24 protein-coding genes, 3 tRNA genes and 1 riboswitch are annotated in these 26,155 nt (G+C 56.5%); of the genes, 12 read left to right on the forward strand and 15 right to left on the reverse strand.

Annotation, left to right across the window (positions count from 1 at the left end; translation table 11 throughout):
* Positions 1 to 4: 4 nt before the first annotated feature.
* The 4 genes from WFM49_RS03000 to WFM49_RS03015 form a co-directional block, all read right to left on the reverse strand.
* Complete coding sequence (locus tag WFM49_RS03000) at positions 5 to 496, reverse strand: OsmC family protein (RefSeq protein ID WP_009458887.1); 492 nt, start codon at positions 494 to 496, stop codon at positions 5 to 7.
* A gap of 316 nt (positions 497 to 812) precedes the next feature.
* Positions 813 to 1,520, reverse strand: a complete 708-nt coding sequence (locus WFM49_RS03005; RefSeq protein WP_009458889.1) for a glutathione binding-like protein — start codon at positions 1,518 to 1,520, stop codon at positions 813 to 815.
* A gap of 99 nt (positions 1,521 to 1,619) precedes the next feature.
* Entirely contained in the window at positions 1,620 to 1,844 is a 225-nt protein-coding gene (locus tag WFM49_RS03010) for a DUF3820 family protein (protein WP_003799391.1), read from the reverse strand.
* A 6-nt stretch (positions 1,845 to 1,850) separates the two neighbouring features.
* The gene (locus WFM49_RS03015; RefSeq protein WP_254499044.1) at positions 1,851 to 2,513 is read right to left on the reverse strand and encodes a dienelactone hydrolase family protein; all 663 of its coding nucleotides are present in this window, start codon (positions 2,511 to 2,513) and stop codon (positions 1,851 to 1,853) included.
* 146 nt (positions 2,514 to 2,659) lie between these two features.
* Here WFM49_RS03015 and WFM49_RS03020 point away from each other — a divergent pair, with 146 nt between their 5' ends.
* Positions 2,660 to 2,902 carry a hypothetical protein gene (locus tag WFM49_RS03020; protein ID WP_223254053.1) on the forward strand — a complete coding sequence of 81 codons (243 nt, stop codon included), beginning with the start codon at positions 2,660 to 2,662 and terminating at the stop codon, positions 2,900 to 2,902.
* Between the two features lie 101 nt (positions 2,903 to 3,003).
* On the opposite strand, the gene WFM49_RS03025 is transcribed toward WFM49_RS03020, so the two are convergent.
* From WFM49_RS03025 to WFM49_RS03050, 6 genes are all read right to left on the reverse strand, one after another.
* Positions 3,004 to 3,546, reverse strand: coding sequence for a GNAT family N-acetyltransferase (locus WFM49_RS03025; RefSeq protein ID WP_021446489.1), 543 nt, complete (start codon positions 3,544 to 3,546; stop codon positions 3,004 to 3,006).
* A 325-nt stretch (positions 3,547 to 3,871) separates the two neighbouring features.
* Positions 3,872 to 5,002, reverse strand: a complete 1,131-nt coding sequence (locus tag WFM49_RS03030; protein WP_021446490.1) for a TIGR03364 family FAD-dependent oxidoreductase — start codon at positions 5,000 to 5,002, stop codon at positions 3,872 to 3,874.
* A complete protein-coding gene (locus WFM49_RS03035) occupies positions 5,002 to 6,021 on the reverse strand; it encodes a putative 2-aminoethylphosphonate ABC transporter substrate-binding protein (protein ID WP_035272329.1) in 1,020 nt (339 codons plus the stop codon). The genes WFM49_RS03030 and WFM49_RS03035 overlap by 1 nt, the downstream gene beginning before the upstream one ends.
* 38 nt (positions 6,022 to 6,059) lie before the next feature.
* Entirely contained in the window at positions 6,060 to 6,890 is an 831-nt protein-coding gene (gene phnX, locus WFM49_RS03040; RefSeq protein WP_009458900.1) for a phosphonoacetaldehyde hydrolase, read from the reverse strand.
* A 46-nt stretch (positions 6,891 to 6,936) separates the two neighbouring features.
* On the reverse strand, positions 6,937 to 8,745 hold the full coding sequence (locus WFM49_RS03045) for a putative 2-aminoethylphosphonate ABC transporter permease subunit (protein ID WP_021446491.1): 1,809 nt from the start codon (positions 8,743 to 8,745) through the stop codon (positions 6,937 to 6,939).
* Positions 8,732 to 9,808 carry a putative 2-aminoethylphosphonate ABC transporter ATP-binding protein gene (locus WFM49_RS03050; RefSeq protein ID WP_009458905.1) on the reverse strand — a complete coding sequence of 359 codons (1,077 nt, stop codon included), beginning with the start codon at positions 9,806 to 9,808 and terminating at the stop codon, positions 8,732 to 8,734. Before WFM49_RS03050 ends, WFM49_RS03045 begins: the two co-directional genes overlap by 14 nt.
* A gap of 140 nt (positions 9,809 to 9,948) precedes the next feature.
* Between WFM49_RS03050 and WFM49_RS03055 the strand changes: the two genes are divergently transcribed.
* Complete coding sequence (locus tag WFM49_RS03055; protein WP_009458907.1) at positions 9,949 to 10,824, forward strand: LysR substrate-binding domain-containing protein; 876 nt, start codon at positions 9,949 to 9,951, stop codon at positions 10,822 to 10,824.
* Between the two features lie 8 nt (positions 10,825 to 10,832).
* On the opposite strand, the gene WFM49_RS03060 is transcribed toward WFM49_RS03055, so the two are convergent.
* Positions 10,833 to 12,866 carry a DUF4139 domain-containing protein gene (locus tag WFM49_RS03060; RefSeq protein ID WP_009458909.1) on the reverse strand — a complete coding sequence of 678 codons (2,034 nt, stop codon included), beginning with the start codon at positions 12,864 to 12,866 and terminating at the stop codon, positions 10,833 to 10,835.
* Between the two features lie 224 nt (positions 12,867 to 13,090).
* Between WFM49_RS03060 and WFM49_RS03065 the strand changes: the two genes are divergently transcribed.
* Entirely contained in the window at positions 13,091 to 13,771 is a 681-nt protein-coding gene (locus WFM49_RS03065) for a prepilin peptidase (RefSeq protein ID WP_442893020.1), read from the forward strand.
* A 211-nt stretch (positions 13,772 to 13,982) separates the two neighbouring features.
* A complete protein-coding gene (locus WFM49_RS03070) occupies positions 13,983 to 15,056 on the forward strand; it encodes an NAD(P)/FAD-dependent oxidoreductase (protein WP_336971590.1) in 1,074 nt (357 codons plus the stop codon).
* 331 nt (positions 15,057 to 15,387) lie between these two features.
* Here WFM49_RS03070 and WFM49_RS03075 read toward each other — a convergent pair.
* Positions 15,388 to 15,472, reverse strand: a tRNA-Leu gene (locus WFM49_RS03075).
* A 162-nt stretch (positions 15,473 to 15,634) separates the two neighbouring features.
* On the opposite strand from WFM49_RS03075, the gene WFM49_RS03080 reads away from it, so the two are divergent.
* Both WFM49_RS03080 and WFM49_RS03085 read left to right on the forward strand, forming a co-directional pair.
* Positions 15,635 to 16,207: a PadR family transcriptional regulator gene (locus WFM49_RS03080; RefSeq protein ID WP_022983141.1), complete on the forward strand. Its 573-nt coding sequence runs from the start codon at positions 15,635 to 15,637 to the stop codon at positions 16,205 to 16,207.
* A 2-nt stretch (positions 16,208 to 16,209) separates the two neighbouring features.
* Positions 16,210 to 17,010, forward strand: coding sequence for a siderophore-interacting protein (locus tag WFM49_RS03085; RefSeq protein WP_336971597.1), 801 nt, complete (start codon positions 16,210 to 16,212; stop codon positions 17,008 to 17,010).
* Here the strand turns inward: WFM49_RS03085 and WFM49_RS03090 are convergent.
* Complete coding sequence (locus WFM49_RS03090; protein WP_254499048.1) at positions 17,007 to 17,351, reverse strand: hypothetical protein; 345 nt, start codon at positions 17,349 to 17,351, stop codon at positions 17,007 to 17,009. The two genes, WFM49_RS03085 and WFM49_RS03090, sit on opposite strands and share 4 nt — an antisense overlap.
* 117 nt (positions 17,352 to 17,468) lie before the next feature.
* Positions 17,469 to 17,562, reverse strand: a riboswitch (SAM-I-IV-variant riboswitch).
* A gap of 153 nt (positions 17,563 to 17,715) precedes the next feature.
* Here WFM49_RS03090 and WFM49_RS03095 point away from each other — a divergent pair.
* Positions 17,716 to 17,800: transfer RNA gene (locus tag WFM49_RS03095), tRNA-Leu, on the forward strand.
* A 132-nt stretch (positions 17,801 to 17,932) separates the two neighbouring features.
* On the opposite strand, the gene WFM49_RS03100 is transcribed toward WFM49_RS03095, so the two are convergent.
* On the reverse strand, positions 17,933 to 18,811 hold the full coding sequence (locus WFM49_RS03100; protein ID WP_009458923.1) for a LysR family transcriptional regulator: 879 nt from the start codon (positions 18,809 to 18,811) through the stop codon (positions 17,933 to 17,935).
* A gap of 153 nt (positions 18,812 to 18,964) precedes the next feature.
* Here WFM49_RS03100 and WFM49_RS03105 point away from each other — a divergent pair, with 153 nt between their 5' ends.
* The 3 genes from WFM49_RS03105 to WFM49_RS03115 all read left to right on the forward strand — a co-directional run bounded on the left by WFM49_RS03105 (position 18,965) and on the right by WFM49_RS03115 (position 22,191).
* The gene (locus WFM49_RS03105) at positions 18,965 to 20,347 is read left to right on the forward strand and encodes a M20 family metallopeptidase (RefSeq protein ID WP_336971600.1); all 1,383 of its coding nucleotides are present in this window, start codon (positions 18,965 to 18,967) and stop codon (positions 20,345 to 20,347) included.
* A 70-nt stretch (positions 20,348 to 20,417) separates the two neighbouring features.
* Entirely contained in the window at positions 20,418 to 21,695 is a 1,278-nt protein-coding gene (locus WFM49_RS03110) for an MFS transporter (RefSeq protein WP_009458929.1), read from the forward strand.
* 241 nt (positions 21,696 to 21,936) lie between these two features.
* Complete coding sequence (locus WFM49_RS03115) at positions 21,937 to 22,191, forward strand: heavy-metal-associated domain-containing protein (RefSeq protein ID WP_031231948.1); 255 nt, start codon at positions 21,937 to 21,939, stop codon at positions 22,189 to 22,191.
* Between the two features lie 341 nt (positions 22,192 to 22,532).
* Here the strand turns inward: WFM49_RS03115 and WFM49_RS03120 are convergent.
* Positions 22,533 to 22,617, reverse strand: a tRNA-Leu gene (locus WFM49_RS03120).
* A gap of 108 nt (positions 22,618 to 22,725) precedes the next feature.
* Here WFM49_RS03120 and rnr point away from each other — a divergent pair.
* Both rnr and rlmB read left to right on the forward strand, forming a co-directional pair.
* Positions 22,726 to 25,203, forward strand: a complete 2,478-nt coding sequence (rnr, locus tag WFM49_RS03125) for a ribonuclease R (protein WP_336971602.1) — start codon at positions 22,726 to 22,728, stop codon at positions 25,201 to 25,203.
* A gap of 69 nt (positions 25,204 to 25,272) precedes the next feature.
* Complete coding sequence (gene rlmB, locus WFM49_RS03130; RefSeq protein ID WP_009458936.1) at positions 25,273 to 26,019, forward strand: 23S rRNA (guanosine(2251)-2'-O)-methyltransferase RlmB; 747 nt, start codon at positions 25,273 to 25,275, stop codon at positions 26,017 to 26,019.
* Positions 26,020 to 26,155 lie beyond the last annotated feature (136 nt).

Genomic DNA, 26,155 nt, shown 5'->3' on the forward strand with positions numbered 1-26,155 from the left:
CTCTTTACGTCGATGGTGGAGGTGTTTGACCTTGCACGTGGACCGTGACCTCATGGTGAATCGGAGTGTTGATGGAGCGGGCAATAAAGCAGTATTCACTTACGCGATCGTGAAGCGATTTGGACAAGGCAAGGTCACTGTCCGGTGTGATCGTGACGAAGGGGCGCAAGGTAACACTCTCGAATTGCCCAGCCCCGTTGGCCTCTTCAATCATGATGCCGGTAGGGTGGTCTTCATAGGCCGTGACCACAATGCCGGCTTCTGCCGCTATTCCCAGGTACCAAAGCATATGACACTGAGCAATCGATGCCAGGAAAAGCTGCTCTGGGTTCCAGCGGGCTGGGTCGCCTCGAAAGGCAGGGTCTGAGGAGGCAGCAATGGTCTCCAGGCCAACTGCCATCACGTCGTGGTTACGTGAGTAGGAGCGAAGGGTGCGGGTGCCGCTTCCGGTGTTGCCGGTCCAACTGATCAACAGTTCATAGTGGTGCGTTTTCATAGATCTGCTCAGGCAAAGTGGCAAGGAGCCACAAGAGTAGCAGCGGGGGGCAATCGTACATACAAAAAAAAGCCCTGGAAAGAATCCAGGGCTTTGAAGGCTTGCTCATCAGGCTGGTGGATTTGCCTGTATCCGCTCTATGAGCAGACTGGTTTTTTGATTGATGAGCAAGCCGGGCAAACGGAATAGTACCGCTTGCGCAGAATGTTTAGGAGGCCAATTGTACGGACTGGCGTCAAGCGAAACAAAAAAGACCAGTTTGATAGCAGGGCTATTGCAAATTGGCTTATAAACATTGATTGGCGCTGCTTATCCATCAATCACGGGCAGGAATGTTCAAGCCGCGTTGTACTGCCGGGCGGGCCTGAAACTGGGCCAGAACACGGGCCACATTCTTGAACTGCTCGTACTCCACCAGCTCGCCTGCGCCGTAAAAACCGATCAGGTTGGCAATCCAGGGGAACAGGGCAATATCGGCGATGGAGTAGCTGTTGCCCACCATCCAGTCCTTGCCATCCAGATGCTTGTCGATCACGCCCAGCAGGCGCTTGGATTCGTTGACATAGCGGTCGCGGGGGCGCTTGTCTTCAAAGTCCTTGCCAGCAAATTTGTGGAAGAAGCCCAGTTGACCAAACATGGGGCCTACGCCACCCATCTGGAACATCAGCCATTGCAGGGTTTCATAGCGTTGGGCCGGGTCTGCAGAGAGCAACTGGCCGGTTTTTTCTGCCAGGTAGATCAGGATGGCACCGGACTCGAACAAGGCCAGCGGTTTATTGCCGGGGCCATTGGGGTCCAGAATTGCCGGGATCTTGTTGTTGCTGCTGAGCGAAATAAATTCCGGGCTGAGCTGATCGTTGCGCTCAAAGCTGACCAGATGTGGCTCGTAAGGCAGGCCAATTTCTTCCAGCATGATGGATACCTTGACGCCGTTGGGAGTGGGCAAGGAATACAGTTGCAGGCGTTCGGGGTGCTGGGCCGGCCATTTGCCGGTGATGGGGAATGCGGAGAGATCGATTGTCATGACGTCCTTCACAATGGGGTGTAGAGGAATTCTTGATAGTAGCAAGCTGTACGGTGACGTACCGTCGCAGCCCGCTCCCCAGTAAGGTATTTGTTCCTCTTAGCGGCTGCGCGGGCGCAAGGGGTCCAGCAAGGATTTCAGGCCATTGTGATCCAGCTCGTGCATCAGGGCCAGTAGCTGCCCTAGCCGCCCGGAAGGAAAGCCTTCACGGGCAAACCAGTTCAGATAATGTCCCGGCAGGTCGGCCAGCAAGCGACCTTTGTATTTGCCGTAAGGCATGGTGGTATTTAACAGGGCAAGCAGGTCGTCGCTGGATTCAAGCATGGGGGCTTAACGTAGATGGTCGGCAAAGAAAGCTAGTGTACGTTCCTGAGCCAGTTTGTAGGACGCTTCGTGAAAATCGGGGCGATGATCGCAGCCAAAACCATGCCCGGCAGGTTCGTACACGTAAATGGCCACATCCTTTTGCGCGTCTTTAATGGTCTGAATGGCGCTGGCAGGGATGGAGTGATCCTGGGCACCAAAATGCATTTGAACTGGAATCCTGGGCTGTTCCTGGGCGTTCTGGGCAATTTGCGAACCATACCAGCAACTGGCGGCTTTCAGGCCTTGCAAGCGGCAGGCGGCCAGCCAGCTCAAGGAGCCACCCCAGCAATAGCCGACAATACCAATCTTGCGCGAACCCAAGGCGTCCACGCAGGCCTGAATATCCAGCAGGGTCTTATCAAGCGCAATGCCGTTGCGCAGTGCCAGACCTGCTTGCATGTCCTCGGCGGTATAGCCCAGCTCTACATTTTTCTCTTGCCGGTCGAACAGGGCGGGAGACAGGACACGGTAGCCTTGCTCGGCAAAGCGTTCGCAGGTGTTGCGTATGTGTTGATTGACACCAAAAATTTCCTGCAACACGATCAAGCCGCGTTCGGCCTGTTCATCGCCTGCGACATAGGCTTCGAAACGGTGCTGGTCTGCGCTGGTCAAGCTAAGCGTACTCATGGCGTGTCCTTTAGCTGTAAAACAGTAATTCTCTCTTATAACAGTCGCCCGTACTGGGAGGCCAGCCTCAGGACGTTTACAATCCACCCAGAACGGCGGGGGTGTCTGGCTCTCGCCCAAGCCCCTCCTACTTCAATGGAATAATGATGCGTGACGTGCTAATGGACAGTCTGTTCTGGACGATTGTGATGCCCTGGTTCTTGTTTTTAGGGCTATTTCTTGTTCCCAAGAAACCTTCCTGGTTGCGAAACTACGCCTTTCCCGGCGTGTTTATTGCAGTAGGTTTGGGTCTGGTGGCTGGGGTGGCAGTCGGTGTGGGCATTTTCAGCATCGTGCTGGGCCTGATCGCCTTTGCCGTGTGCTACGAAAAGCCGAAAGCCAGCGCCTGAGTCAGGGGCGAACGGTTTGATGAAAAACCATCGCGGCGTGCTGCCTGCGATGGTTTTTTTTGTCGCCGGGCCGCCCCAAGGCGTAGCGTGGAGGGGGGGCTTCAGCCGTCGACTGGCTCGGCAGGCGTATCCAGCGTCAGCAAGTAAAAGGCGACATTCAGCCAGCGGCCAAATTTGAACCCCACTTCCTTGAAGGTGCCCGCATGGGTGAAGCCCAGGCTTTGATGCAGATGGATACTGCCCGCATTGCTGGCATCAATACAGCCTACCAGGGTATGCACATTGGCCAGACGGGCACGCGTGATCAGCTCTTGCATCAGAATCTTGCCCAGCCCTTTGCCGCGGTGCTCCGGGTGCACATAGACACTGTGTTCCATGGTGTATTTGTAGGCGGGAAAGGCGCGGAAGGTGCCCCAACTGGCAAAGCCCATCAAGGTTCCTGCATCGTCAATGACGCCGACCACGGGAAAGCCGTTGGCGCGTTTGGTGGCAAACCAGCTCACCATGGCTTCGGGCGGGCGTGGCACATAGTCGTATAGCGCGGTGGAGTTCACGATGGCGTCGTTCAGGATCGCCAAAATAGCGGCTGCATGCTGCTCTTCATTGCAGTCTATAAAACGCAAGCCGCTTTCGCTGTCTTTCATTGATCCTTTCCTGTCAGGGGGAAGACCAGGGCTTCGTCGCCAATCGCGACGAGGTACTTGGCGGTCCGGGTGTATGGATGGCTACAGCTCAAGAGCGCTCGCTCTGGCCTATCGTGTGGCGTATTTTATTCCACTCTATTGGGTTTCTCATGGGAAATTCCCATTAAGAAAATGCCGTGATTTCCCCTGGTTTGAAGCCCTGGATTCTGGCATCCAGACCTACGCCTCAGGAAAAGAAAAACGCGCAGCCTGGGCTGCGCGTTTTTTGCACTCTTGCTGCCTAGGTCAAGGCTGATCTGCTTGCCTACGCACCCATGTCCAGCAATCAATCGTAGCGAGCGGCGATATTGCGTTCACCAATGGCCAGACCCGTGGTCATCCCCAAGCCCGTGTGCATGACCGTCACTTGCGTACTGCCATCGGCCTGCAAGACAGAAAATGGAGCCGGGCCCTTTGCACCGTATACCCCTTGCCAGCGTTGCAGCACCTGCACCGGGCAACCCAGCACGGTTTCTGCCAGAGCCAGCAAGTACTGGTCTGTTTCTTCCTGGTTGAAGGGGCTGGCTTGCTGGCCGTAGTCGTGCGAGTCACCAATAATCAGATCCCCGTCCGGGGTGGGGCTAATCAGCAAATGAATGCCTTGATCCAGCAGGACGCCATGACGTTGCTGTACTTGCTCGCGCAGTGTGTCTGCCAAAGGCAGATCGCTAAAGGCACCATAGTGCAGGCAGGACAAACCTGTCAGCAAAGGTCGGTCCAATGCCCAGCCTGCGTCCTGTGCACGCACTTTCAGCATTTGCAGACGTGTCACCGACGGTTTGACGGTATCGAGCAGTTCGCGATGCAGACTGCTGTAGTCGTGACCGGGGCACACAAAAATGCTGTTGGCGGTGAAGTTGCCCACGCTGCTGTGTACCTGCCCCTCTTGGGCATAGTGCACATGCGCTTGGGTATACACATCCACGCCCATGGCTTGCAGGCTGCTGGTAATGGCGGGCAGGGCGTCGCGCGAGTAGATCTGCAAATCATCCAGACCTTGCAGCGCGCCGTGGTGATGCCCCAGACGGCCTTCAAAGAGTGTCGCCAGTTCCTTGCCGCTGAGCATCTGGCAGGCCACGCCTTCGTCCTTGGCACGGCCTTGGGCAAAGTCTTCCAGCAGTTCCAGTTCCAGGTGATTGCGTGCTAGGACCAGCGAGCCATTGCTGCGCACATGAAAGCCCGCTTGTGCCGCCAGATCCAGCCACAGACCTCGGCTTTGGCGTGCCAGTTCCATCATGATGCCCGGCGCCTGACCGGTCACCAGTACCTGACCAAAATTACGTATGGTGGCGCCTTGGGCCTGGTGGCTGCGCTCGAGCACAGCCACGCTAAGCTTGCGGCGGGCAGCCGCCCAGGCATGTGCCATGCCCAGGATGCCGCCCCCCACCACGATGACATCGTAGTGTTGTGTGCTCATTACTTCTTGGCTTCCGATTTACCGTCGTAACGTTTGGTCCACTCTTCGATGATGCGCTCGCGGTTTTCAGCGGCCCAGACGAAGTTGTTGTCAATCAGACGCTGGTTCAGGTCTGCTGGCAGGTGCGGATTGGCCGTGGCGATAGAAGGGATGGCCAGCACGGCAAAGTTGGTCTTGTACAAGTGGTTGGCTTCTTCGCTGGCGGAGAAGTCAGCCAGTTTCTGCGCGGCTTCCAGGTTCTTGGTGCCTTTCATGATGGCAGCGGCTTCAATTTCCCAGCCCAGGCCTTCTTTGGGGAACACCAGTTCCAGCGGAGCGCCTTCTTCTTTCAGGCGAGCGCCACGGTAGTCAAAGGACACGCCAATCGTGTATTCGCCAGCGGCAGCCATATTGCAAGGCTTGGAGCCGGAGTGGGTGTAGGCACCGATGTTCTTGTGCAGGCCGTCCATGAAGGTCCAGCCTTTTTCTTCACCAAACAGTTGCAGCCAGGCGCTCACGTCCAGAAAGCCGGTGCCCGAAGAAGCGGGATTTGGCATGACGATCTTGCCAGCGTACTCGGGCTTGGTCAGATCTTCCCAGGACGTGGGCATGGGCAGCTTGTTCTTTTCCAGCTCAACGGTGTTCACGCACAGGGCGGCGGCAAAACCGTCCATGCCAACCCAGCTGGGTGGGTTGTTTTGATCGCGCATTTTGGCGTCGATCTTGTCCAGACCCTGCGGGGCGTAAGGCTGCAGCATGTTCTGGCTGGCCATCAAGCCCAGCGAGGAGCCGGCCAGACCCCAGACAGCGTCAGCCTTGGGGTTGTTCTTTTCAGCCAGCAGTTTGGCGGTAATGATGCCCGTGGAGTCACGCACCCACTGGATCTTGATATCGGGGTTCTTTTTCTCGAAAGCAGCCTGGTAAGCCTTGAGCTGATCGGCTTCCAGCGCGGTGTAGACGGTCAGGGTCGTAGCGGCTTGAGCCAGGGAAGCGGCGCCCATCAAAGCGGCAGCCAAGGAGCTCAGAACAATGGTTTTCATGGAGAAGTGTCCTTGTGACAGCAAAAGGGGGGGTGGGGTTAGAGAGAGTCGCCAGGGCATTCGCCCTGGGCCATCCGCTCGGTGATTTGTTCAACCACGGCAGGCAGTTGGGCAACGGTGTCGATCAGGTAATGCGGTTGGGCATTGGCGAAGGTGGCCGCGGCGCGATCACGCAGGGTTTGGCGGCTTTCTTCGTCCAGAGCCAGAAATTCCAGTTCGGTCAGTCCGGCGGCATTGCCTGACAGCAGCAAACCTACCGTCCACATACCGGCATTGCGGCCTTCTTCAATGCCGACTGGGGTGTCGTCAATCTTCACGCAGGCACCGACATTCTTGATTTCCAGACGAATGACGTTTTCCAGGGCCATGGCAGGCCAGGGGCGTGCTTGCGGGACTTCGTCAAAGGCGACGTGGTAGTCCACCAGTACTTGTTGGCGGTGGGCGTGTTGCAGCAGGTTGTCCAGAACCAGACGCGGGTAGCCGGAGCAGGAGCCGATTTTCAGACCTTGGCGGCGTGCCCAGGACAAGGTTTCGCGGGCACCGGGAATGGCGGCTGAGAACTCGCCCACGCGTTCGTTCTGCATGGGCAGGAAGGTGTTGTAGATACGGTCTACATCGCTGTCATCGGGTTCGCGCTCATGCAGGGCCACAAACTGGGCGCGCACTTCAGGCAATTCCAGCATGGCTTTGATGTGATCCCATTTACCGATGCCCATCGCGCTGCGGGCCTGGTCCAGGTTCAAATTCAGATCAAAGCACTTGAAGGCTTCAACCAGAATCTGGGTGGGAGCAAAGGATCCAAAATCCACCAGTGTGCCGGCCCAGTCAAAAATCAGGGCTTCAAGGCGTGGAGTCTGGTGACTTGGCATATCAAGCGATGTATTCGCGCAAGTTGGGGATGACATTGCGGTCCTATCAGGTTGAGGAAAGAGAAGTAGGAGAGCGCCAGGCCTGGCTGCGGCGCAAGGAAGCGCGGCTCAGAACATGAACCAGGACGCAGACAAAGCCGGAGCTGAGCATGATGACCGTGCACATGGCGGCGGCCGGGCCGATAAAGCCGGCGTCGTCCATATTCATGACCGCTACCGAGGCCAGCACGGTTTGCGGGCTGTACAGAAACACGACGGCAGACACGGTGGTCATGGCCGAGACGAACAGGTAGCGCGCCACCGACAGCAAGGCAGGCAGGCACAGCGGCACGGTGACACCCATCAAGGTGGACAGACGCGGAGCCTTCAGGGAGGCGGCAGCGGCTTCCAGCTCGCCAGGAATGGCTTTCAGGGCCGTCACAAAGTTCAGATGGGCACTGGTGTACAGGTGAATCACCGTACATAGGACCAGCAAGCTCATGGAGCCGTACAGACCGGACAAGGGATTGTTGGGGTGGTTGAAAAAGAAGATGTAGCCCAGGCCCAGCACCAGACCGGGAATGGCCATGGGGGCCAGCGCCAGCATTTGCAGCACGCCGTACAAGCCTTTTTCGGACTGGCCACGGGCAGGCAGTTTCTCCAGCACCCAGGCGCCCAGAAAGATCAGGGCCGAACCCAGAATGGCGGTAAACAAGGCCATGGTCAGGCTGTTGCGCCAGGCCAGCCAGCCGCCACCGTCCATATTGTTGAAATCGTAGGACTTCAGGGACAGGCTCAGGTTGTAAGGCCAGAACTTGATCAGGGACGCCCAGACCGCCATGCCCACAATGCTCAGAATGGCCAGGGATACCAGTACCAGAACGAGAGTGAAGTAACGGTCGCGCTGACGGTGTGGCAGAGGCGAGTAGGCACTGAGCGAGCCTTGAGCCTGACCGCTGGCACGAGCACGCAGATGACGGTCCAGAAAGAAGGTCAGCACAGCGGGAATCAGCAGCAGCACGCCAATGGCCGCGCCTTTGGAAAACTGCAACTGACCGACCACGGCTTTATAGGCTTCCATGGCCAGCACGTTGTAGGAACCGCCCACCACTTTGGGCACGCCAAAGTCAGTGACGGTCAGAGTAAAGACCAGGCATGCGGCGGAAAAAACGGCATAGCGGCTGGCGGGCAGGGTTACCGTCAGGAAGCGACGCCAGGAGTTGGCACCCATGGCGCGGGCAGCGTCATACAGACGAGCATCGGCCAGGGCCAGACCGGTACTGAGAATCATCAGGGCGTGGGGGAAGGTGTAGAAGGCTTCGCCCAGCACAATGCCCCAGAAACCATAAATCGTTTCACCGCCCAACCAGTGACGCAGCAAACCTTGATTGCCAAACAGGTAGATCAGGGACAGGCCTGGCATCAGCGATGGGGCCAGCAAGGGCAAAAGGCCCAGCGCACGAAATAGCCCGGCACCGCGTATGCAGCAGCGTTGCAGGGCAAAGGCGAACGCGTAGGCAACGGGGATCACGATCAGCAAGGTGGTCACGCCCACCAGAATGCTGCGGCCCACCATGGGCATGAAGCCCGGGGCGCTGATCACCGACCAGAACTGACCCAAACCCACCAGTTGCCCGTCGCCGTCTTGAATGGCGCGCAGCAAGATGAACAGCATGGGCAGGGCCAGGAACAGGACCAGCAGGGCAAACAGGGCAATTAATAAGGCGCGTCGTGCCGCCGAGCCTATCCAGACAGGCAAAACGGGACGGGTCAGGGGATGGTTCTTCACGCTAGTTTCAGCAACGGGCAGGCCATACAGGCTGGTGGAGCGCAGGGACGCCGCGCCAGGCTGTGGTGTGGAATCAATGGTGGGCATGCAGCGCCTCGCTGGGAAGCTGAATGCGGCAGCGACGTGCGGCCAAGGGGTCGAGCAAGCGATCCCCTTGTTCGGGGTTGACGATGGCCTGGACAGTCAGCCCGTCCATGCCTTCGGGGCGCAGAATCAGCTTGTAGTGACGGCCCAAAAATACGCCGTCCACGATGTCGGCCAAAAAGGTATTGGTCGTGGTGGCCGGGCTGTTGTTATCCAGTACCCGAATGTTTTCAGGGCGGATGAAAAGACGTCCTGCTGCAGTAGGCGCTTCCTGGCCCAAGTCCAGACGAACGCGCTCGACCAGCACCGAGCAATCGTGCAAGGGCGTAAAGGGCAGCCAGTTGGCTTCACCGATAAAGCCCGCCACAAAGGGATCAGAAGGTGCTCGGTACAAAGCCTGGGGACGATCAAATTGCACCAGTCGGCCCTTTTCCATCACGGCGATACGGTCCGCCATGACCATGGCTTCTTCCTGATCGTGCGTCACCATCAAGGTGGTGATGGAGAGTTGCTTTTGCAGCGCACGCAGCTCGATACGCAGCCGCTCGCGCACCTGGGCATCCAGCGCCGACATGGGTTCGTCCAGCAAGAGTAAGGAGGGTGAGGGGGCCAGTGCACGAGCCAGGGCCACACGCTGCTGCTGACCGCCCGACAGTTGTGCCGGGTACTTGTTTTCCGAACCGGACAGGCCGACCAGATCCAGCATCTCGGAGACGCGTTGACGCACTTGGGTGGCCAGGTTCTTGCGGGGCGACAGGCCGTAGGCAATATTCTGGGCCACGGTCAGGTTGGGGAACAGGGCGTAGGACTGAAACAGGATGCCGTAATCACGCTGTTGAGGGGGCAGGTGAGTAATGTCACGGCCCGCCATCACGATGATGCCTTGATCGGCTTGTTGCAGCCCGGCAATGCATCGCAGCAAGGTGGTTTTGCCACAGCCCGAGGGGCCCAGCAAACACACCAGTTCACCGGCTTGTATATCCAGGCTGACCTGGTCCAGGGCAGTAAAGGAGCCGAACTGCTTGTGCAGTCCTTGTATGGTTAAAAATGCGGGCTTGGCGCTCATCCTGGGTTCCGACTTGTCATGAATGTCATGAACGTCAGTATGGGAGTCGGATATGGCGGCACTATGACAGTACAACTAATTTCTGTAATACGAGCATCGGATAATTTGGGCTTTGATTCTTCCCCGAGGAGAGCGGCAGCATGCTGGCTCTGGAACTGAAGTCCTTTCACGCCACGGCCCATTGTGGCTCCATTACCAAGGCTGCCCAGCAATTGGGGATCAGCCAGCCCACCGTGACCTCGCATCTGCGACAGCTGGAAGCCCGCTATGGCGTGGAGCTGTTCTATAGGCAAGGCAAGGGGGTGTACTTAAGCCAGCAAGGGGAACGCCTCTTGCCCCAAGTCGAGCAACTGATGCAGCAAGCTGCCCAGATCGATTTCAGTTTGCGTGATCTGCGCGATCTGAAAAGTGGCATGTTGCGAGTGGGCGCGACCGGGCCGTATTACATCATGGCTGTATTACGGAATTTCCATCAGGCTTATCCCGGCGTGAAGATGCGTTTGAGCATTGATAATTCGCAACGGGTCTTGAGTGCCTTGCATGACTATCAACTTGATGTGATCGCGTCCTCGGCGCTGGTTGATGATCCGCGTCTGGTGCGTCTGCTGCTGGCTTCTGATCCCTTGGTGGCCGTGCTGCGAGTGGATCATCCTTTGGCTAACCGGCAGCGTGTGCGTATTGTGGACCTGTGCCGCCATCCCATTCTGATGCGTGAGCCCGGGTCCATGACACGGGAGCTATGCTATCAAGTGTTCCGGCAGGCGGGGCAGGAGCCGACGCAGTTGCTGGAGATAGGGAGCCGGGAGGCGATAGGGTGGGGAGTGGTGTGCGGCATGGGGGCCAGTTTGCTGCCCTTGCGTGAAGTGCCTGCGCATCCGGACATTATCAGTGTGCCACTCAGTGATGTCTCGGCTCATTTGAGCGAGTTTGTGTATTGCTTGAAAGAACGCGCGCAGGGCCATGCCATACGCGCGTTTCTGGAGCAGGTGCAGGCCGAGCTGCCTGCACCTGCATAAGGCCAGGATCAAGCCAGTTCGGCCAGACCTTTCTCAAAAGCCTGACGGGCCTTCTGTACAGCGTCGCGCTGTTCCTTAACGGCTTTGCGCTGGCTGGCAATCTGGTCTTCCTGCTGGGCCAGTTGCTCGCTGAAACGCTGACCCAAGGTGCTTTGTGCACTGACGGCAGCCAGGTTGGCGCGGATGCGTTCCTGTTCAGCCACGGTTTCGTTCAGGGCCTCAACGGCCTGATTCTGCGCTTGCTGGGCCTGACTCAGCTGACGACGCAGCTCGATCAGCTTGTCCATCCTGGCTTGTTGCGCGCTGTCCTGGCCGTTTCCACGCCACTGCAGCAGCATGTTCTCGTCGATTTCTTCCAGGCGCAATTCCATATGGTCTTGCAGGCTCAGCTGGGCCGTGACGGTGACCGTCTTGCCCTTGGCAACTTTCACTTTCAGGCGGTGCTCCTGGGCGGTATCGCTATCATGGGCGTCGGACTTGAAGGACCAGCCATCCTGACGAGGCAACTGGATCAGCACCGTGCGATCTTCATCGGCCGGAGCCTTGATCTCGTAGCGGAAGTTCTGCAAGCGCGTCCATTCCGAACGGGCAACGCCATCAGTCACACGGGTTTTGCTCAGGCGGTATTCATCCGTTTGCTCTTCGCGGATTTGAACTTTGCTGTCTTGGGCAAAGTAGATCAAACGCTGCTCGCCAGCAGGCAGACCGGCCAGCTCTGCATCACCCACGTGACCGTCCTGTTCATTAAAGACGGTAATAATGCCGGGCGGCAGGCTATTGGCCTGTTCGTTCTTCACCCAAATGGCGGCTGTGGGATAGTCGCCAGCTTGGCCGCTGCGGTAAACCGAGAGGGACTCGGCCTGCAGCGATGTGTCGATAAAGGGCACCGAAACCGTCTGGCCGGTGGGTACGCTTAGCGTTTGTGGCAGGCTAAAGCGCACTTGAGTCTGACCTTCCTGTGCCTGGGTGCTGGCGCCAGCGCCGCCCGAAGCCCACTGTTTGGCCATGTTGCCATCGGCCGCATAGGCGGCGCTTTCCATCATGATGGGAGCGGGTGCGGCTGGAGCCATGCGAGCACGCATGGCCTCACCTGCTGCTTTGCGGGCGTGATTTGCGCTGACAGTAGCCTGGGTGTCAGCTTGCGGCGCGATGGAGCTGCCTACCGCCACCGGCAGTTCAGGGCGCTCGTTCCAGTAACGTTCCAGCAGACGCTGTCGCAGCATCACAGGCGAGCCCGAGCTTAGCGTGACCTTCACATCTTTCCAGTCCTCACCGCTGGTGTTCTCAAAAATGGCCCAGGCCTGCAGGCGGGCTTTGCCGTCCTGCATCATCAGGCGATAGGAGCTTTTCCATACCGGTGCAGGAATCAGGTAGGACAGGCGGGCTGTCTTGGCGTCGGTCTTGTTCAAGACCAGTTGAATATCACGCGACTGCTGATTGCTTTGACCGGCCAGCACTTCGGTGGCCTGCTGCAATTGCTGTTGCAAGGTCTTGTCCAGTACTTCCAGGCTGGTGTCCGGGCCCAATTCCAGGGTCTGGATCTGGCCCTGTTCTGTCAGCACGCTCAAGATGGCCTGGGCGGGATGTTCCTTGGTGGCCGCAGTAGCTTGCACCCCCAGGACGGCACCCCGTACCAGGCGGCCTTGCGAGCTGGCGCTGACTTGCTGGCCGCGCAGCGCTTGTGCCAGGGTGGCGGGCGAGCGCAGGTCTTTGGCCGAGAAGGGCAGGCTGTCAAAGCTTTCTTTCAGTGGGGCCAGACCCGACAAGGTCAGGGAGTCGATGCGGTTCTTGCCATCGACGGCCATCAGGGTTTTCAGAATGTCATCGACCTGGGTCAGGGGCACACGCAACTGAGCGGTACCGGTGTCAGAGACGGGGATTTGTCGCTCGATCTCGGCCATACCGGCACTGGATAAGGTAATGGACTCGATCTGCTGGGCCCAGGCGGTGCTGGCTGCCGAGCCCATCCAGACCAGGAGCAAGGCGCCGGTCAAAAAGCGCAGGCGAGGCGTACGCGCAGCGTGGGGCACAAAGTGGTTCATAGCGCTTCCTTATTCATCCGTAAGCGAAACAAAGGGTTGAAGCGCATTATGCCTAGCCTTGTGGGGCTCTGTCTGTCATTCGGGTAACAAAAAAATGCCACCGTCCGGCTTTCTCTACCTGGGGCAAAAAATACTTACGTCATCAAAAGCGCGCAAGGCTCTGCTAGGATTTGGGCAGCGTGGCTTGTGCCAGCGCGCGTTTATCAATCTGGTGAAGGATCAATATGATGTGGACGTCGTGGGGCAATGCCTGGGCGGGGATGGGAATTGCCCTGATCTTGGCGGTCTGTTTTTTCTGGCCAGCCCGACACCTGTCCTGGAGCCTGCCTGTAGAGCTGGAGCCTGAGTTGGACGGGCGTTCGCCGCGTGCTCATCGTCAATGGGGATGGGTATGCCAGAGTCTGGCCCTGGTCCTGATGTTGTGGGCCGGTTGGCGCTGGCAGTTGACGCCTGCAGCAGTGGCGGCCTGTGTGTTTATCGCTGGTACTGCTCTCTTGGCCTGGATTGACGCGGAAACGGGCTATCTACCTGATCGTCTCACCTTGCCCTTGCTGTGGCTGGGCTTGCTGGTCAATCTAGATCACACCTTTAGCAGCTTGCCCTTGGCGGTGATTGGCGCGGCATTGGGCTACAGCGTGTTGTGGCTGTTAAACCATGTGTTCTTGTTGCTGACCGGGCGTGCAGGCATGGGCTATGGCGACTTCAAATTACTGGCCGCGTTGGGAGCGTGGCTGGGAGCCACCGCCTTGCCGGGAATTCTTCTGGCGGCATCCGTATTGGGCTTGCTGGCGGCTCTGGTCTTGCGCCTTGGTGGGCGTTTGCAAGCCGGGCAGGCCATTCACTTTGGTCCGTATCTGGTCCTGGGAGGCTGGGTCATGCTGTTTTCCCTGCCGCGCATTTTGTAAAACATGATTCGTTTTTTCCACAATTAAACAGGCTGTGCAGGCCTTGTCCGCGCTACCACAGCAAAAGTTTGGACCCGTATGGGAGTCGTGGTAAAACGTCCGGGGCCAGTCGGGCTGGCGGGAGTTCCGCCCGAGCTGTATGTGGAAGTACAACGCGGTTCCATGGACATTGTCCCGCTGACAAAGCAGACGGGAACCTGAGGATGAAGGCATGATTATTGTTGTTGGCGCCGGTGTGGCGGGCTTAGCGGCGGCGCGTCGCCTGAGTATGCAAGGTCAGGAAGTAACGCTGGTGGCTCCTCAGGAGCCCCAGCCCTCGTTTGGTGAGACCTTGTCCGAACGCGGGGCCGTGGTCTTGACCAGCCTGGGCTGGGCAGGCTGTCTGGATGAGACGGTGGCCTTGCGTTCACAAGGGCGTTTTTCGGTATGGGGTAGCGCAGGACTGCGCACCGTCCAGGATGAAGACGGGCAGGGCTACCTGCTGGACAAGGCCCGTCTGGAACAGGCGCTGCTTGAGCGTGTACAAAAAGAAGCGAAGGTCAGTATTCGCCAGACGCGTGTCTTGGGTCTGGAACATCAGCCTGAAGGTGTTATTGCCAGGCTGGCAGACGGTACCAGCCTGCAAGCCGCTGCTTTAATCGACTGTACTGGTCGTGCAGCCTTGTCCGCCGGAGCGGCCGCCCAGCGTCATCGTCTGGATAGACTGGTCGCTGCCTGGCAAGTCTTTGACCTGCCTGAAGGGGCAGAACCCTTGGCTGCTTCCCTGGTAGAAGCCGTCGAGTTGGGGTGGTGGTACCTGTCCCCCATGCCGGGTCATCGCTTGATGGTGGCCTTGTTTTCGGACTCGGATCTTTTGCCCGATGGTTTGAGCCGAGATGGTTCGGTCTGGGCCGGTTTGCTGGGCTGTGCCGACGCGGCACGAGTGCGTATGGAAAGCCTGGGCTTGGATAATCAGATGGCTGCTCACACTCCTAAAGTCAGCGCTGCCGCTAGCTGCACCGTGTCTTACTTCGTTGAAGGCCGCATCTTACGTGCTGGTGATGCAGGCGCGGCCATGGACCCCCTGGCCGCCAATGGCCTGGCAACGGCCCTGTGGAGCGGATCACAATCGGCACAGGCTGCTGTAGCTCTGACAAAAGGCAATCCCGAGCCGGCGCGTGCTTACGAAAAGGACTATTTGTTGGGTTTGGTGCGTCACCTGAATTCGCAACATGCTCTGTATGGCATGGAGCAACGCTACGCGGCTCAGCCTTTCTGGCAGCGTCGTCATCGCGTCTTGGAGTGATGGTAAAGAGGGCGGGGCAACGAAATAGCTTGCTGTAAGACCGCCAGAATCAAAAAAGCCGAAACAGTGCTCATGCTGTTTTGGTTTTTTTATGGCTGATTGTTCTGCGGTAAGTCAGGGAGGAGTTTTGAGTACGTCTGCCTTCAGTCCAAAAGGAATTTGATTTTTCGGAAGGTCGTACCGCTGGAAGGGAGGCCCGACCATACCAACACTGATTGGATCTACGTATCTGGCTTCCTCGCCTTCAAACAGCGTGTGCAAGCTGCTTGCTTTCAGACGGAAAAAACAAAAAGCCGACCATTTTGCGATGATCGGCTTTTTGAGGAATTTGTGGTGCCCAGGAGAGGACTCGAACCTCCACACCCGAAGGCACATGGACCTGAACCATGCGCGTCTACCAATTCCGCCACCTGGGCTTTTGATCAAGGCTGCTGCCTGTCTCAAGCATTCAATTATAGAGTGAGTTTCCTTGGGAAAGCAAGCATTTTTCACTCAATAAATTTAATTTCAATTTCTAGTTGATTGGCATTCTCATTATCATTATAGTGTGTCATGTGATATAGCATAAGAGTATGGACATGAAATTCAACACAATGGATGTCGAGCGGATGCTGCTGGATATGGGCCAAGGCCGAAAATACTCTGCTCGGGCCATGCAGCTCATGCTGATGGCCCTGCTCAAAGAGGGCAGTACTCACGGTTATCAGTTGATACGCCGTTTCGCGCAGCTTAGCCAGAACAGCTATGTACCCAGCGCTGGTGCGGTCTATCCCGCCCTGGCGTATTGCGCCACGCAAGGCTGGGTGCTGATTGAAGAAGAAGGCCGTCGCAAGATGTACAGCCTGACCAAGGAAGGGCACACGTATCTGGAAGAGCAAAAAGAAAAGTGCGATTACCTGATGCAGTCCCTGACCTATCGCGGGCGCAAGCTGGTGTGGATACGGCAGATGCTGGCCGAACACAATAGCGACGAGGATTTGAAGGCCGCGCAGGAACAAACAGGTTGGTTGCCGGAGTTTGTCCAGGTACGCCACAGCCTGAAGCAGGCCATGTTTGAACAATCGACAGCCAGTCTGGAACGACAGGCAGAGGTGGTGGCCATTTTGGAAAAAGCCATCGCTGACATACGGAACTTGCCCAAGGAGTCTTAAGAATGCAGTCTGAACAATTAACGCAGAAAGTTGCTCATACCTTGAAGTTGCGTTTGCTGACCGTAAAAAAGCGGCGCGAACTGGGGCCTGATATGGTGCGCATCACCCTGGAAGGCTCGGATCTGGAAGGTTTTTATACCCCTGGCTTTGATGACCACGTCAAACTGATTTTCCCGGACCCTGTCACTAAAGAATTGCGACTGCCTCAAATGGGCGAGCGTGGCATGGTCTTTGCCGCCGGTCAGGAAAAGCCACCTATCCGCGACTACACTCCTCGCGAGTTCCGCGAGCAGGAAAAGGAGATGGATATTGATTTTGTGGTCCACGGTGAAGGCCCGGCATGCCAATGGGCCATGCAAGCTAAAGAGGGCGACAAGCTGGGTGTGGCCGGGCCGCGTGGCTCCTTCCTGGTCAGCAAGGACCTGGATTGGCAAGTTCTGATTGGCGACGAAACCGCTGTGCCTGCCATGGCGCGACGAGTGAAAGAACTGCCTTCCAATGTGAAGGTGCATGTTTACGTATTGGCACGTAATCTGCTGACAGTCGGTGCGATGGAGGCACCGGACCATGTCACGGTGAACTGGATTCCTTCGCTGGCCGGTTTGAATGGCATTCTGGACGCATTGCGTGCCGCACCCGAGTTGAGCGGCACCGGCTATGTGTGGGTCGCAGCAGAATATTCCATCGCTCAAAGCTTGCGTGAGTACTGGGTGCAAGAACGCGGCCTGGATAAAGGCGCGATTCGGGCCAGCAGCTACTGGCGTCAAGGTGATCAGGGCGACGACGCCCCACGCTTGGACTAAGCGGCTTTTTGCTGAGGGTAGGGCTGGGCGCGCAAGCGTCCGCCCACGTTTAACACGGGCTGTAAATCTGTATCCAGCACCGTATCGGGATGAGCCAGACGGTGTTCGTCAATCAGGCGGGCAATGGCATCCATGTTCAGCAACAAGGTGCTGTCAATATCGTGCTGGAAGCGGGCCCAATAGCCACCGCGACAACTGGAACCCAGCCAGCGCGGCTCGTAATCTCCGACCTTGTCAGCATGTACTTCGCACACTACAGCCAGCCGTGAACAACCGGGGTGCAGGACAATGCGGTAGTGGTGCTGCTCTAAAGTCAGGTAATAGCAAAACGGTGCAGACATGAAACACTCCTGTTTAGCTCTTGGAAGGGACTTCCGGGTGAGCAAGTTGGATTAAAGGACCCTTTGCCTGGAAACAACCAAGCATAAAAAAACCCGCTGGCAGCGGGTTCGTGTCTTGATGATCCCATTGATTGCCAGATGGCCATATCTTGAATCCACCTTGTGCGGGTACACAGGTTGGCATGGGTTGTCCCAACTCTTGATATAGCAATAAGCATAAAAGCGATTCTTATGAAGTGCAAGGGCTGCGCTTATTTCTGTCAGACATGAAAAAAAGCAGAAATAGTTTGCATTCTTTCAAAACCATGTTATAGTTCTCTTCTGTCTTGCAGAGACGAGTTGAAAAACAAATCCAGCAGTCAGAGCCCAGGTGGCGGAATTGGTAGACGCGCATGGTTCAGGTCCATGTGCCTTCGGGTGTGGAGGTTCGAGTCCTCTCCTGGGCACCAAAATTCCTCAAAAAGCCGATCATCGCAAGATGGTCGGCTTTTTGTTTTGTGTGTTCACAAAAAGAGGCGTGAGCAACTAGCTGCAGAGCATTGTTACAGCCAACCTAAAGGAAAGCTCAGTCATCGTGTTATTCAAACTTCCTTCAGTTCCCGGATCAAGGCTTGCAGAAAAGTGTTGACGCTTTGAGGTAGTGCCCGCTTTGCCATGCTTAAAACCTGTAGATCCCTGTCCAGGCGGGGGTCCAGTATGGGAACGATTTTCAGACCGTGGTCCATGCTGCTGCGATGGCTGATCGACGCCCCCAAGGCAATCGCGTTGGTACGACGGACGAACTCGTGCAGTACTCCCGAATAATTGCATGTAAATACCTCGTTGAAGACCAGCTTCTCCATCTGGCAGACATGATTAAACAACTGCTTTTGAGTTAGCTCCTCTCCGGGCATCACAATGGGGTAGGGCTGTAGTTGGGTCAAGGATAAACTGCGTGCCGCATTCAGGGGGTGCTCAGGTTGCATGATGGCAAAAATAGGTGAAAGGCAGGAGTAGTTCACTTCAATGTCGGGTACCGGGGCCGTGCTGAAAATGACCCCGAGATCGACCTCTCCGCTTCTGACCATTTCCACACAGTCATCGGGCGAGCTGACCTTCAAGACGAACCGCGCCAAAGGGGTTCGGTTGGAAAACTCAGCCATGACCATGGGTAGAAAATAGCGGGACAGGCCCTCTGTGGCCGCCACTCGTATCAAGTGTGCCTGGGCATAGTCGTTCTGCCGCAGGCTTTGCAAGATTGCTTCTTCCTCCAATCGCACACGCAGGGCATGTTCGGCTAGGGCCTGACCTGCTGCCGTCAGTACCATTCCCCGCCGTCTGCGTTCGAACAGCGTAACGCCTATGGATTCCTCCAACAGGGTGATTTGCCGGCTGATTGCGCTGGAGGCAATGTGCAGTCGTGCACTGGCTGCTGCCAGTGATCCTGTTTCCATCACCGCCAGAAAGTACTTGTAGTCCATGATTTTGCTCAGCTAATCCCGTCTGTACCGATAGTTTAGGACTTAACTTAAGAATTCTAAAAATTAGTTCATTCTATTCTAAAGATAGAAATATACAGAAGGCAAAACGAATTCTATAGTCCTCTTTCCTATCAATAAGACAACGAGACAAAAATGGGAAAAAGTAAAGCCTTGTCCAGGGTGCGCGCCTATTTTGAGGAGGGCGGTTTCGAGCAGGACTTGCGCCGTCGTGTGGCGATTCAAAGTGACAGCCAGACTGCGGAGAAAGTGGATCAATTGCAGCTCTACCTGGATCAGGAGCTGGGCCCTTCCTTGGTGAAACTGGGGTTTGAGGTCCGTATCCTGGCCAATCCCAAAGGGGCAGGCCCCATCCTTCTGGCTCACCGACATGAATCCGATGAGCTACCCACGATTCTGACCTATGGGCATGGCGACGTGGTGCCCGGACATGACCATCAATGGCGTGAAGGCTTGGCGCCTTGGGAATTGAAGATCGAAGGGGAGCGTTGGTACGGCCGGGGGACGGCGGACAATAAAGGCCAACACAGCATCAATCTGGCCGCGCTGGAACAGGTCATTCAAGCTCGCGATGGGCGTTTGGGTTTCAACCTCAAAGCCATCTTTGAGACGGGTGAAGAGCGAGGCTCGATCGGTTTGCGCGAGTTTTGCGAACAACATGCACAGAGCTTGTCGGCTGATCTGTTTCTGGCCTCGGACGGCCCGCGCTTGAACGCCAATCAGCCGACCTTGTTCTTGGGCTCGCGTGGCACTGCGTTGTTCTCGCTGGAGGTGATTTCGCGTGAAGGGGGGCTGCACTCGGGCAATTGGGGCGGGGTGATGGAAAACCCCGCGGTGGTGCTGGCCAATGCTCTGGCCTGCCTGGTGGGGCCTCAAGGACAGCTGTTGTGTCGCGAACTGACGCCAGGCCCCATACCGGAGGACGTGCTGGCTGCCATTGCAGATTTGGAGATTGGTCAGCATACCTTGGGGCTGGCCTTAAATGCGCATTGGGGCGAACCGGGCCTTAGCTACGGCGAACGTCTGTTCGGCTGGAACACCTTGGAAGTGCTGGCACTGGATGCCGGGAATCCGCAAAAACCAATCAATGCTATCCCGCCTCGTGCTCAGGCTTTTTGCAATTTGCGTTTTGTGCTGGGAACGCAGACAGAGGACTTGGAAAGCACCTTGCGCCAGCACCTTGATGCGCGTGGCTTCGAGCAGGTGCGTATTCATATGGGCCAGATCATGCCTGCCACCAGGCTGGATCTGGGCAATAAGTGGATCGCCTTGATCAAGGATGCGATCAGCAAAGTGACGGATCAGAAAATTGCCGTGATCCCGAATTTGGCAGGAACTGTACCCAACGATATTTTTGCCGATGTACTGGGTCTGCCCACGATCTGGGTGCCACACTCCTACCCCGGCTGCTCTCAGCACGCTCCCAATGAGCACATGCTGACTCCCATTATCCAAGAGGGGCTGGACATCATGACCAGCGTTTTCTGGGAACTGGGCGAATTGAACAAGAACACTTAAAAAAACAGACGCCGTTCAGAAGTAACGGCGCATTGCCTTCGGAAACACCGGGGGCAGGAGGAGATAAAAGATGGAGCAGACCAAAAAAGCGGTGGGGCCTTTACCGCGTTCGTTCTGGAAGCCGGTCGCCGCGTCCGTGGTGGGGAATACCTTGGAGTGGTTTGATCTTGCTGTATATGCCTACTTTGCACTGACCATTGGTCGTGTTTTTTTTCCGAGCTCAGACCCTACTGTCTCTTTGGTTCTGGCTTTTGCCACATTCGGGATTTCATTTCTGATTCGGCCCATTGGAGCCGCGGTTATTGGCTCCTATGCGGACAGACACGGACGCAAGAAAGCCTTGTCCCTGTCCATCCTCTTGATGTTATTGGGCACGTTCATGATTGCGGTCATGCCTGGTTATGAAACGCTCGGGCTCATTGCGCCTATCGGTATTTTGATTGCGCGTTTTATTCAGGGTTTTTCGGCGGGGGGCGAATTTGGCAGTTCTACCGCATTTATGATGGAGCATGCTCCAGAACGCTCTCGCGCATTTGTGGCCAGTCTGCAGTTTGCCAGTCAGGGCTTTGGTGTCGTGCTGGCTTCTTTGTTCGGTTATGTGTTGACTTCTACCTTAAGCGAACAGCAGATGCTGGATTGGGGGTGGCGTGTTCCTTTTTTCTTCGGCTTGTTGCTGGGGCCGGTAGGATACTGGATCCGCAAAACGGTGGATGAGTCTCCGGATTTCAAAGAAAGTGAGCCGGGCGGTCAGCCAGTGCGAGAAGTACTGAGTTCACAAAAGGCTTTGCTGTTGATTGCTTTAGGCACCTTGATCTTGTCTACCGCCTCCAACTACCTGATTACTTATATGCCGTCCTATGCGGCGACCACATTGCATGTTCCACAATCCGCCGGATTCTTGGCAACCTTAACAGCAGGCTTGATTCTGACTATTGCTACGCCGTTGGTAGGTTATGTCGCAGGTAAAGTTGGTCGGATCAAGATCATGCTCACCGCTGCCGTGCTGTATGCGATTACGATCTTCCCGTCCTTCATGTGGTTGAATAGCGAGGCGACCCAAACGGCGCTGATTCTGGTTGTAGGTTTGATGGCTTTGCTCAAAGCCGTGTACTTCGCCCCCTTGGCCGGACTGATGGCTGATGTTTTTCCGGTGCGTACCCGTGTTACAGGCATGTCCTTGAGCTACAACGTCGGCGTCACTGTCTTTGGTGGTTTTGCACCTGTGATTGCCACGGGTCTGATTTCACTGACCGGCTCTCCGGTGGCGCCCAGTTACTACCTGATTCTGGCCGCGGCGTTGAGTATCGTGGCCTTGCTGGCAGCCAGTCGCAAGCTGGGTATGAGGTAAGTCAGGGTCGTTCAAGGGAGGGCAGGCACTGCTAACAAGCAAAGGAGCCTGTTCAGAAAACAGTTTTCAGACCGGTTTGCCTGTGGTCAGCGGGCAAGCCGGTTTTTTTGTGTCTGCCTCCAGGCTGGCGCATCGTTCTTGTACTGGCACCTTGCCGTATCTATAAGATGTATTTAATATATATCTTTATGGGCGGTGGCGATTTCATCAACTGCCTCACCTCATGTTAAAGGGATAAAAAATGCAAGTTGGAATGCTGAAACTGGCGGGTTTGCGACACCCTGAATGCGCCGATAAAGTGGCTATTGCCTTGGCGGCTATTGAAGGCGTACAAGCGGCAGATGCCTCGTTCGAAAACGCAAAGGCGTCGGTTCGTTTTGATGAAACCCAGGTCTCGCTGGAAGATCTGCATGCTGCGGTCGAGCGGGCCGGCTATCAAATCGCCAAACCTGCGCATGGTGAAGATGGTGCATGTTGCGGTGGCTGCGGCGGTTAAACCTACTGCATCCTGAGACTGAAAACCGACTGTAGAAACACAGTCGGTTTTTTTATGGTTGTACAAAGCAGGGCAGGCGGTGTTTTGCTTTGAGTGTGTTGCCTTGGCTCCCCAGGTGCTTGCTTCAAGGGGTATTCACAGGCCTGTAAAGAAAGCAGCCGATCATGCGGTGGTGATTCTTTGTGTGGAAATGGCTGTGTGTACAAAAGAAGGGGGTCGTATTGCTGCTTGTTTTCTGCCACAGTCAGACGTAATCGGATTGATGCTGAAGGATAATAAATTCATGGAGCAACCAAATAAGAAAGGCCGACCATTGAGAAATGAGCGGCCTTTCGGAATTTTGGTGCCCAGAAGAGGACTCGAACCTCCACACCCGAAGGCACATGGACCTGAACCATGCGCGTCTACCAATTCCGCCACCTGGGCATATCGTTGTATGCTTATGGCTGTGCCAAAAGCCTTGAACGACTTTACTGCGTGAGCAGCAAAGAAAAAGGATTATAGGCATACTTTATTAATAATGGAAGTGTCCTTTTGAATAAAAAACATCAAGACAGTACTGAGGACCGTATTCAATCAACGGGCCGTTATGAGTTGCCGCCTGACTTCGACCCGGATACCCCGACTCGGGAAGTGATCCTGGCGGGGCTGCGCGAAGATGCAGACGGCCTGACCATGCAGGCTCTGGCGAAAAAGCTGGGCCTGGGCAAAGAAATTACGGTGGGTTTCGAGCGGCGTGTGCGCGCAATGGAGCGCGATGGTCAGTTGCTGATTTCCCCCGAAGGCAAAATTCGCAAAAATAACCAAACTGGTTTTATCGCCGGCAAAGTGTTGGGCCATCGCGACGGCTTTGGTTTCTTGCAGCGCGACGATGGGCAGCCCGATTTGTTCTTGTCGCCACGAGAAATGGCCAAAGTGTTGCACGGCGACCACGTTATGGTGCGTATCGTCGGTGAATACCGCGGCAAGCCAGATGCCTCGATTGTGGAAGTTACTGCGCGCCACACCAGCAAGCTGGTGGGCCGTTTTCTGCGGGAGCGTGGCTCGTTCATCGTGGTGCCCGAAGATCAACGTATCAAGCACGACATCCTGATTCCCAACGGAGACCAGGGCGAGGCCGAGCCCGGTCAGGTTGTGACGGTAGAGATTACTCAGCAGCCCGAGCGCCATCGTCAGCCTTTGGGGCGTGTGATTGAAGTGCTGGGGGAAATTGACGATCCCGGCATGGAAATTGAAATTGCCGTGCGCAAGTTTGAAGTGCCGGTCGATTTTTCCGAGAAGGCGCTCAAGCAGGCTGCGCGCATTCCCGCCAAGGTCAAGCCATCGGAATACAAAGGCCGCGTAGATTTGCGCGATGTGCCTTTCATCACTATTGACGGTGAAGACGCACGAGACTTTGATGACGCGGTGTACTGCGAACGCGTTGATATCGGCACGGGCAAGCGCTCGCGCTGGGCATGGCGTTTGCTGGTTGCGATTGCCGACGTCAGCCATTACGTGCGCTCTGGCGATGCCCTGGATGAAGACGCTCTGGAGCGTGGCACCAGTGTGTATTTCCCGCGCCGCGTGATCCCCATGCTGCCAGAAAGCCTGTCCAACGGGATTTGTTCTCTGAATCCGTCGGTAGACCGTCTGGTCATGGTATGCGATATGGTCGTGTTGGCCGATGGTGCCAAATCCGGCACCGTGTCGGCCTACCAGTTTTATGAAGCGGTCATTCATTCACATGCACGCACCACGTATTCCGATATCTGGAGCGCCTTGCAGCAGCCCACTGGCCCGGCGGCCACCCAGATTCAGCACGTGCTGGAGCCTGTGCAGAACCTGTACTCCTTGTACCGCCTGCTGGCCGAGCGCCGTACTGCACGTGGTGCGATTGACTTCGATACGGTTGAAACCAAGATTGTGTGCAACCCCTTGGGTCGTATTGAACGTATCGAACCCTTGGTCCGTAACGATGCGCACAAGCTGATTGAAGAGTGCATGTTGGCAGCCAATACCTGTGCTGCAGACTTTATTGCCCGCAGCCGTCGCAACGGTTTGTACCGTGTACACGAAGGCCCAACGCCGCCCAAGCTGGAAGCCTTGCGTGAGTATCTGCGCAGTTTAGGTTTGACGCTGGAAGGAGGCGATGAGCCTACTTCTGCGGATTACGCCAAAGTCGTGGCTGCGGCTCGTGGCCGTTCTGACTTTGCCGTCATTCAGACCATGTGTTTGCGGTCCATGCAGCAGGCTATTTACAGTCCGGAAAAAACGGGTCACTTCGGTCTGGCCTATTCGCAATACGCGCACTTCACCTCGCCGATCAGGCGTTACCCGGACTTGCTGGTGCACCGTGTCATCAAGGGTATTTTGAAGGGCGAGCGCTACATTCCGGCTATCGATGAAGATCCGGGCGATGCCGCCTTGCCAGCCAGCAAGCGCGACTTTGCACGTTGGGAAAAATTGGGTGCCTTGTTGTCGGCGCGCGAGCGTCGTGCTGATGAGGCTTCCAAAGATGTGGAAGCCTGGCTCAAGTGCTGGTTTGTTAAAGAGCACGTGGGGGAGGAATACTCCGGCAAGATCAGCGGCGTGACCAGCTTCGGTCTGTTTGTGACGCTGGATACCTTGTATGTGGAAGGTCTGGTCCATGTCTCCGAGCTGGGTGCGGATTACTTCCAGTACAACGAAACCTCGAACGAGCTGCGTGGTGAGCGCACCGGTCTGCGTTATCGCCTGACCGACGCGGTGCAAGTCCAGGTCGCTCGTGTTGATCTGGAAGCGCGCCGTATCGAGTTCCGTCTGGTCAAGGGTGTGGGCTACAAGGCGGTGAAGGCGGCAGCTGAAGGGGTCGATCCATCCGAGCGTCCCATCAAGAAAGCGGCCCCAACCAAACCGCTGGCCTTGAAGGGCACCACGGCATCCCAACGGCGTGCATCGCAAAAGCAGGCCGAGCGGGATGAAAAGCGCAGTGCGGAGAAGGCAGCCAAGTCTGCGAAATCCACGCGTAGCCCTAGAGGACGGCGCCGATAGGCGTACAATGCCAGGCCGGGCTTTTTGCCCGGCTTTCTTTATTTGCTCTTATTTCCCCCAAGGATTGTTATGCCTCAGCAGGTTTTGGCCGGTTTCCATGCCGTTATTGCCCGAGTTCGTTTTAGCGCCGCTTCGGTGCGCGAGGTCTATGTGGATCAGACCCGGCGCGATAAGCGGATGCTGGCCTTTATCGAACAGGTAGAACTGGCTGGTTTGAAAGTCATGGCTGTGCCGGTGGAGCGTCTGGATGGTCTGGCCAAAGGCACGCGCCATCAGGGCGTGGTGGCATTGGCTCTGGAGCAAGAACTGGCCGTCGATGTCAATGAATTGCTGGACGATCTGGAAGAGGCCGGTCAGGTACCTTTTCTGTTGATTCTGGATGGAGTGACAGACCCCCACAATCTGGGAGCCTGCTTGCGTAGCGCCAATGCGGCAGGTGCCCACGCCGTAATTGCGCCTCGTGACCGCGCTGTGGGTCTGAATGCCACCGTATCACGCGTGGCTTGCGGCGGTGCAGAGTCTACGCCTTACATTACGGTGACGAACCTGGCCCGTACCATGCGTATGCTGCGCGAGCGCGATGTCTGGCTGGTCGGCACCAGCGACCAGGCCACGCATACCTTCCACCAGGTCGATGCCCGCCGTCCCATGGCCTGGGTAATGGGGGCCGAGGGCGAGGGCATGCGTCGTCTGACCCGTGAAACCTGCGACGAGCTGGTTTCCATCCCCATGATGGGCGCAGTTGAAAGCCTGAACGTTAGCGTCGCCAGTGCGGTTTGCTTGTATGAAACCTTGCGCCAACGTAGCCAGTCTTAATTTCTTTTAAGTCTTGTTACTTGCTTAATTACTTATTTGTATAAAAAACGGCGGGTTTCATCCGCCGCTTCACCAGATAATAGGTAATTGGCCGTCAGCCGGGCAAAACCCGATCGGCGCTGACGGTGTGTACACG

This window comes from Alcaligenes sp. PF14 (genome assembly GCF_037150615.1).
Taxonomy (GTDB): Bacteria; Pseudomonadota; Gammaproteobacteria; order Burkholderiales; family Burkholderiaceae_B; genus Alcaligenes; species Alcaligenes phenolicus.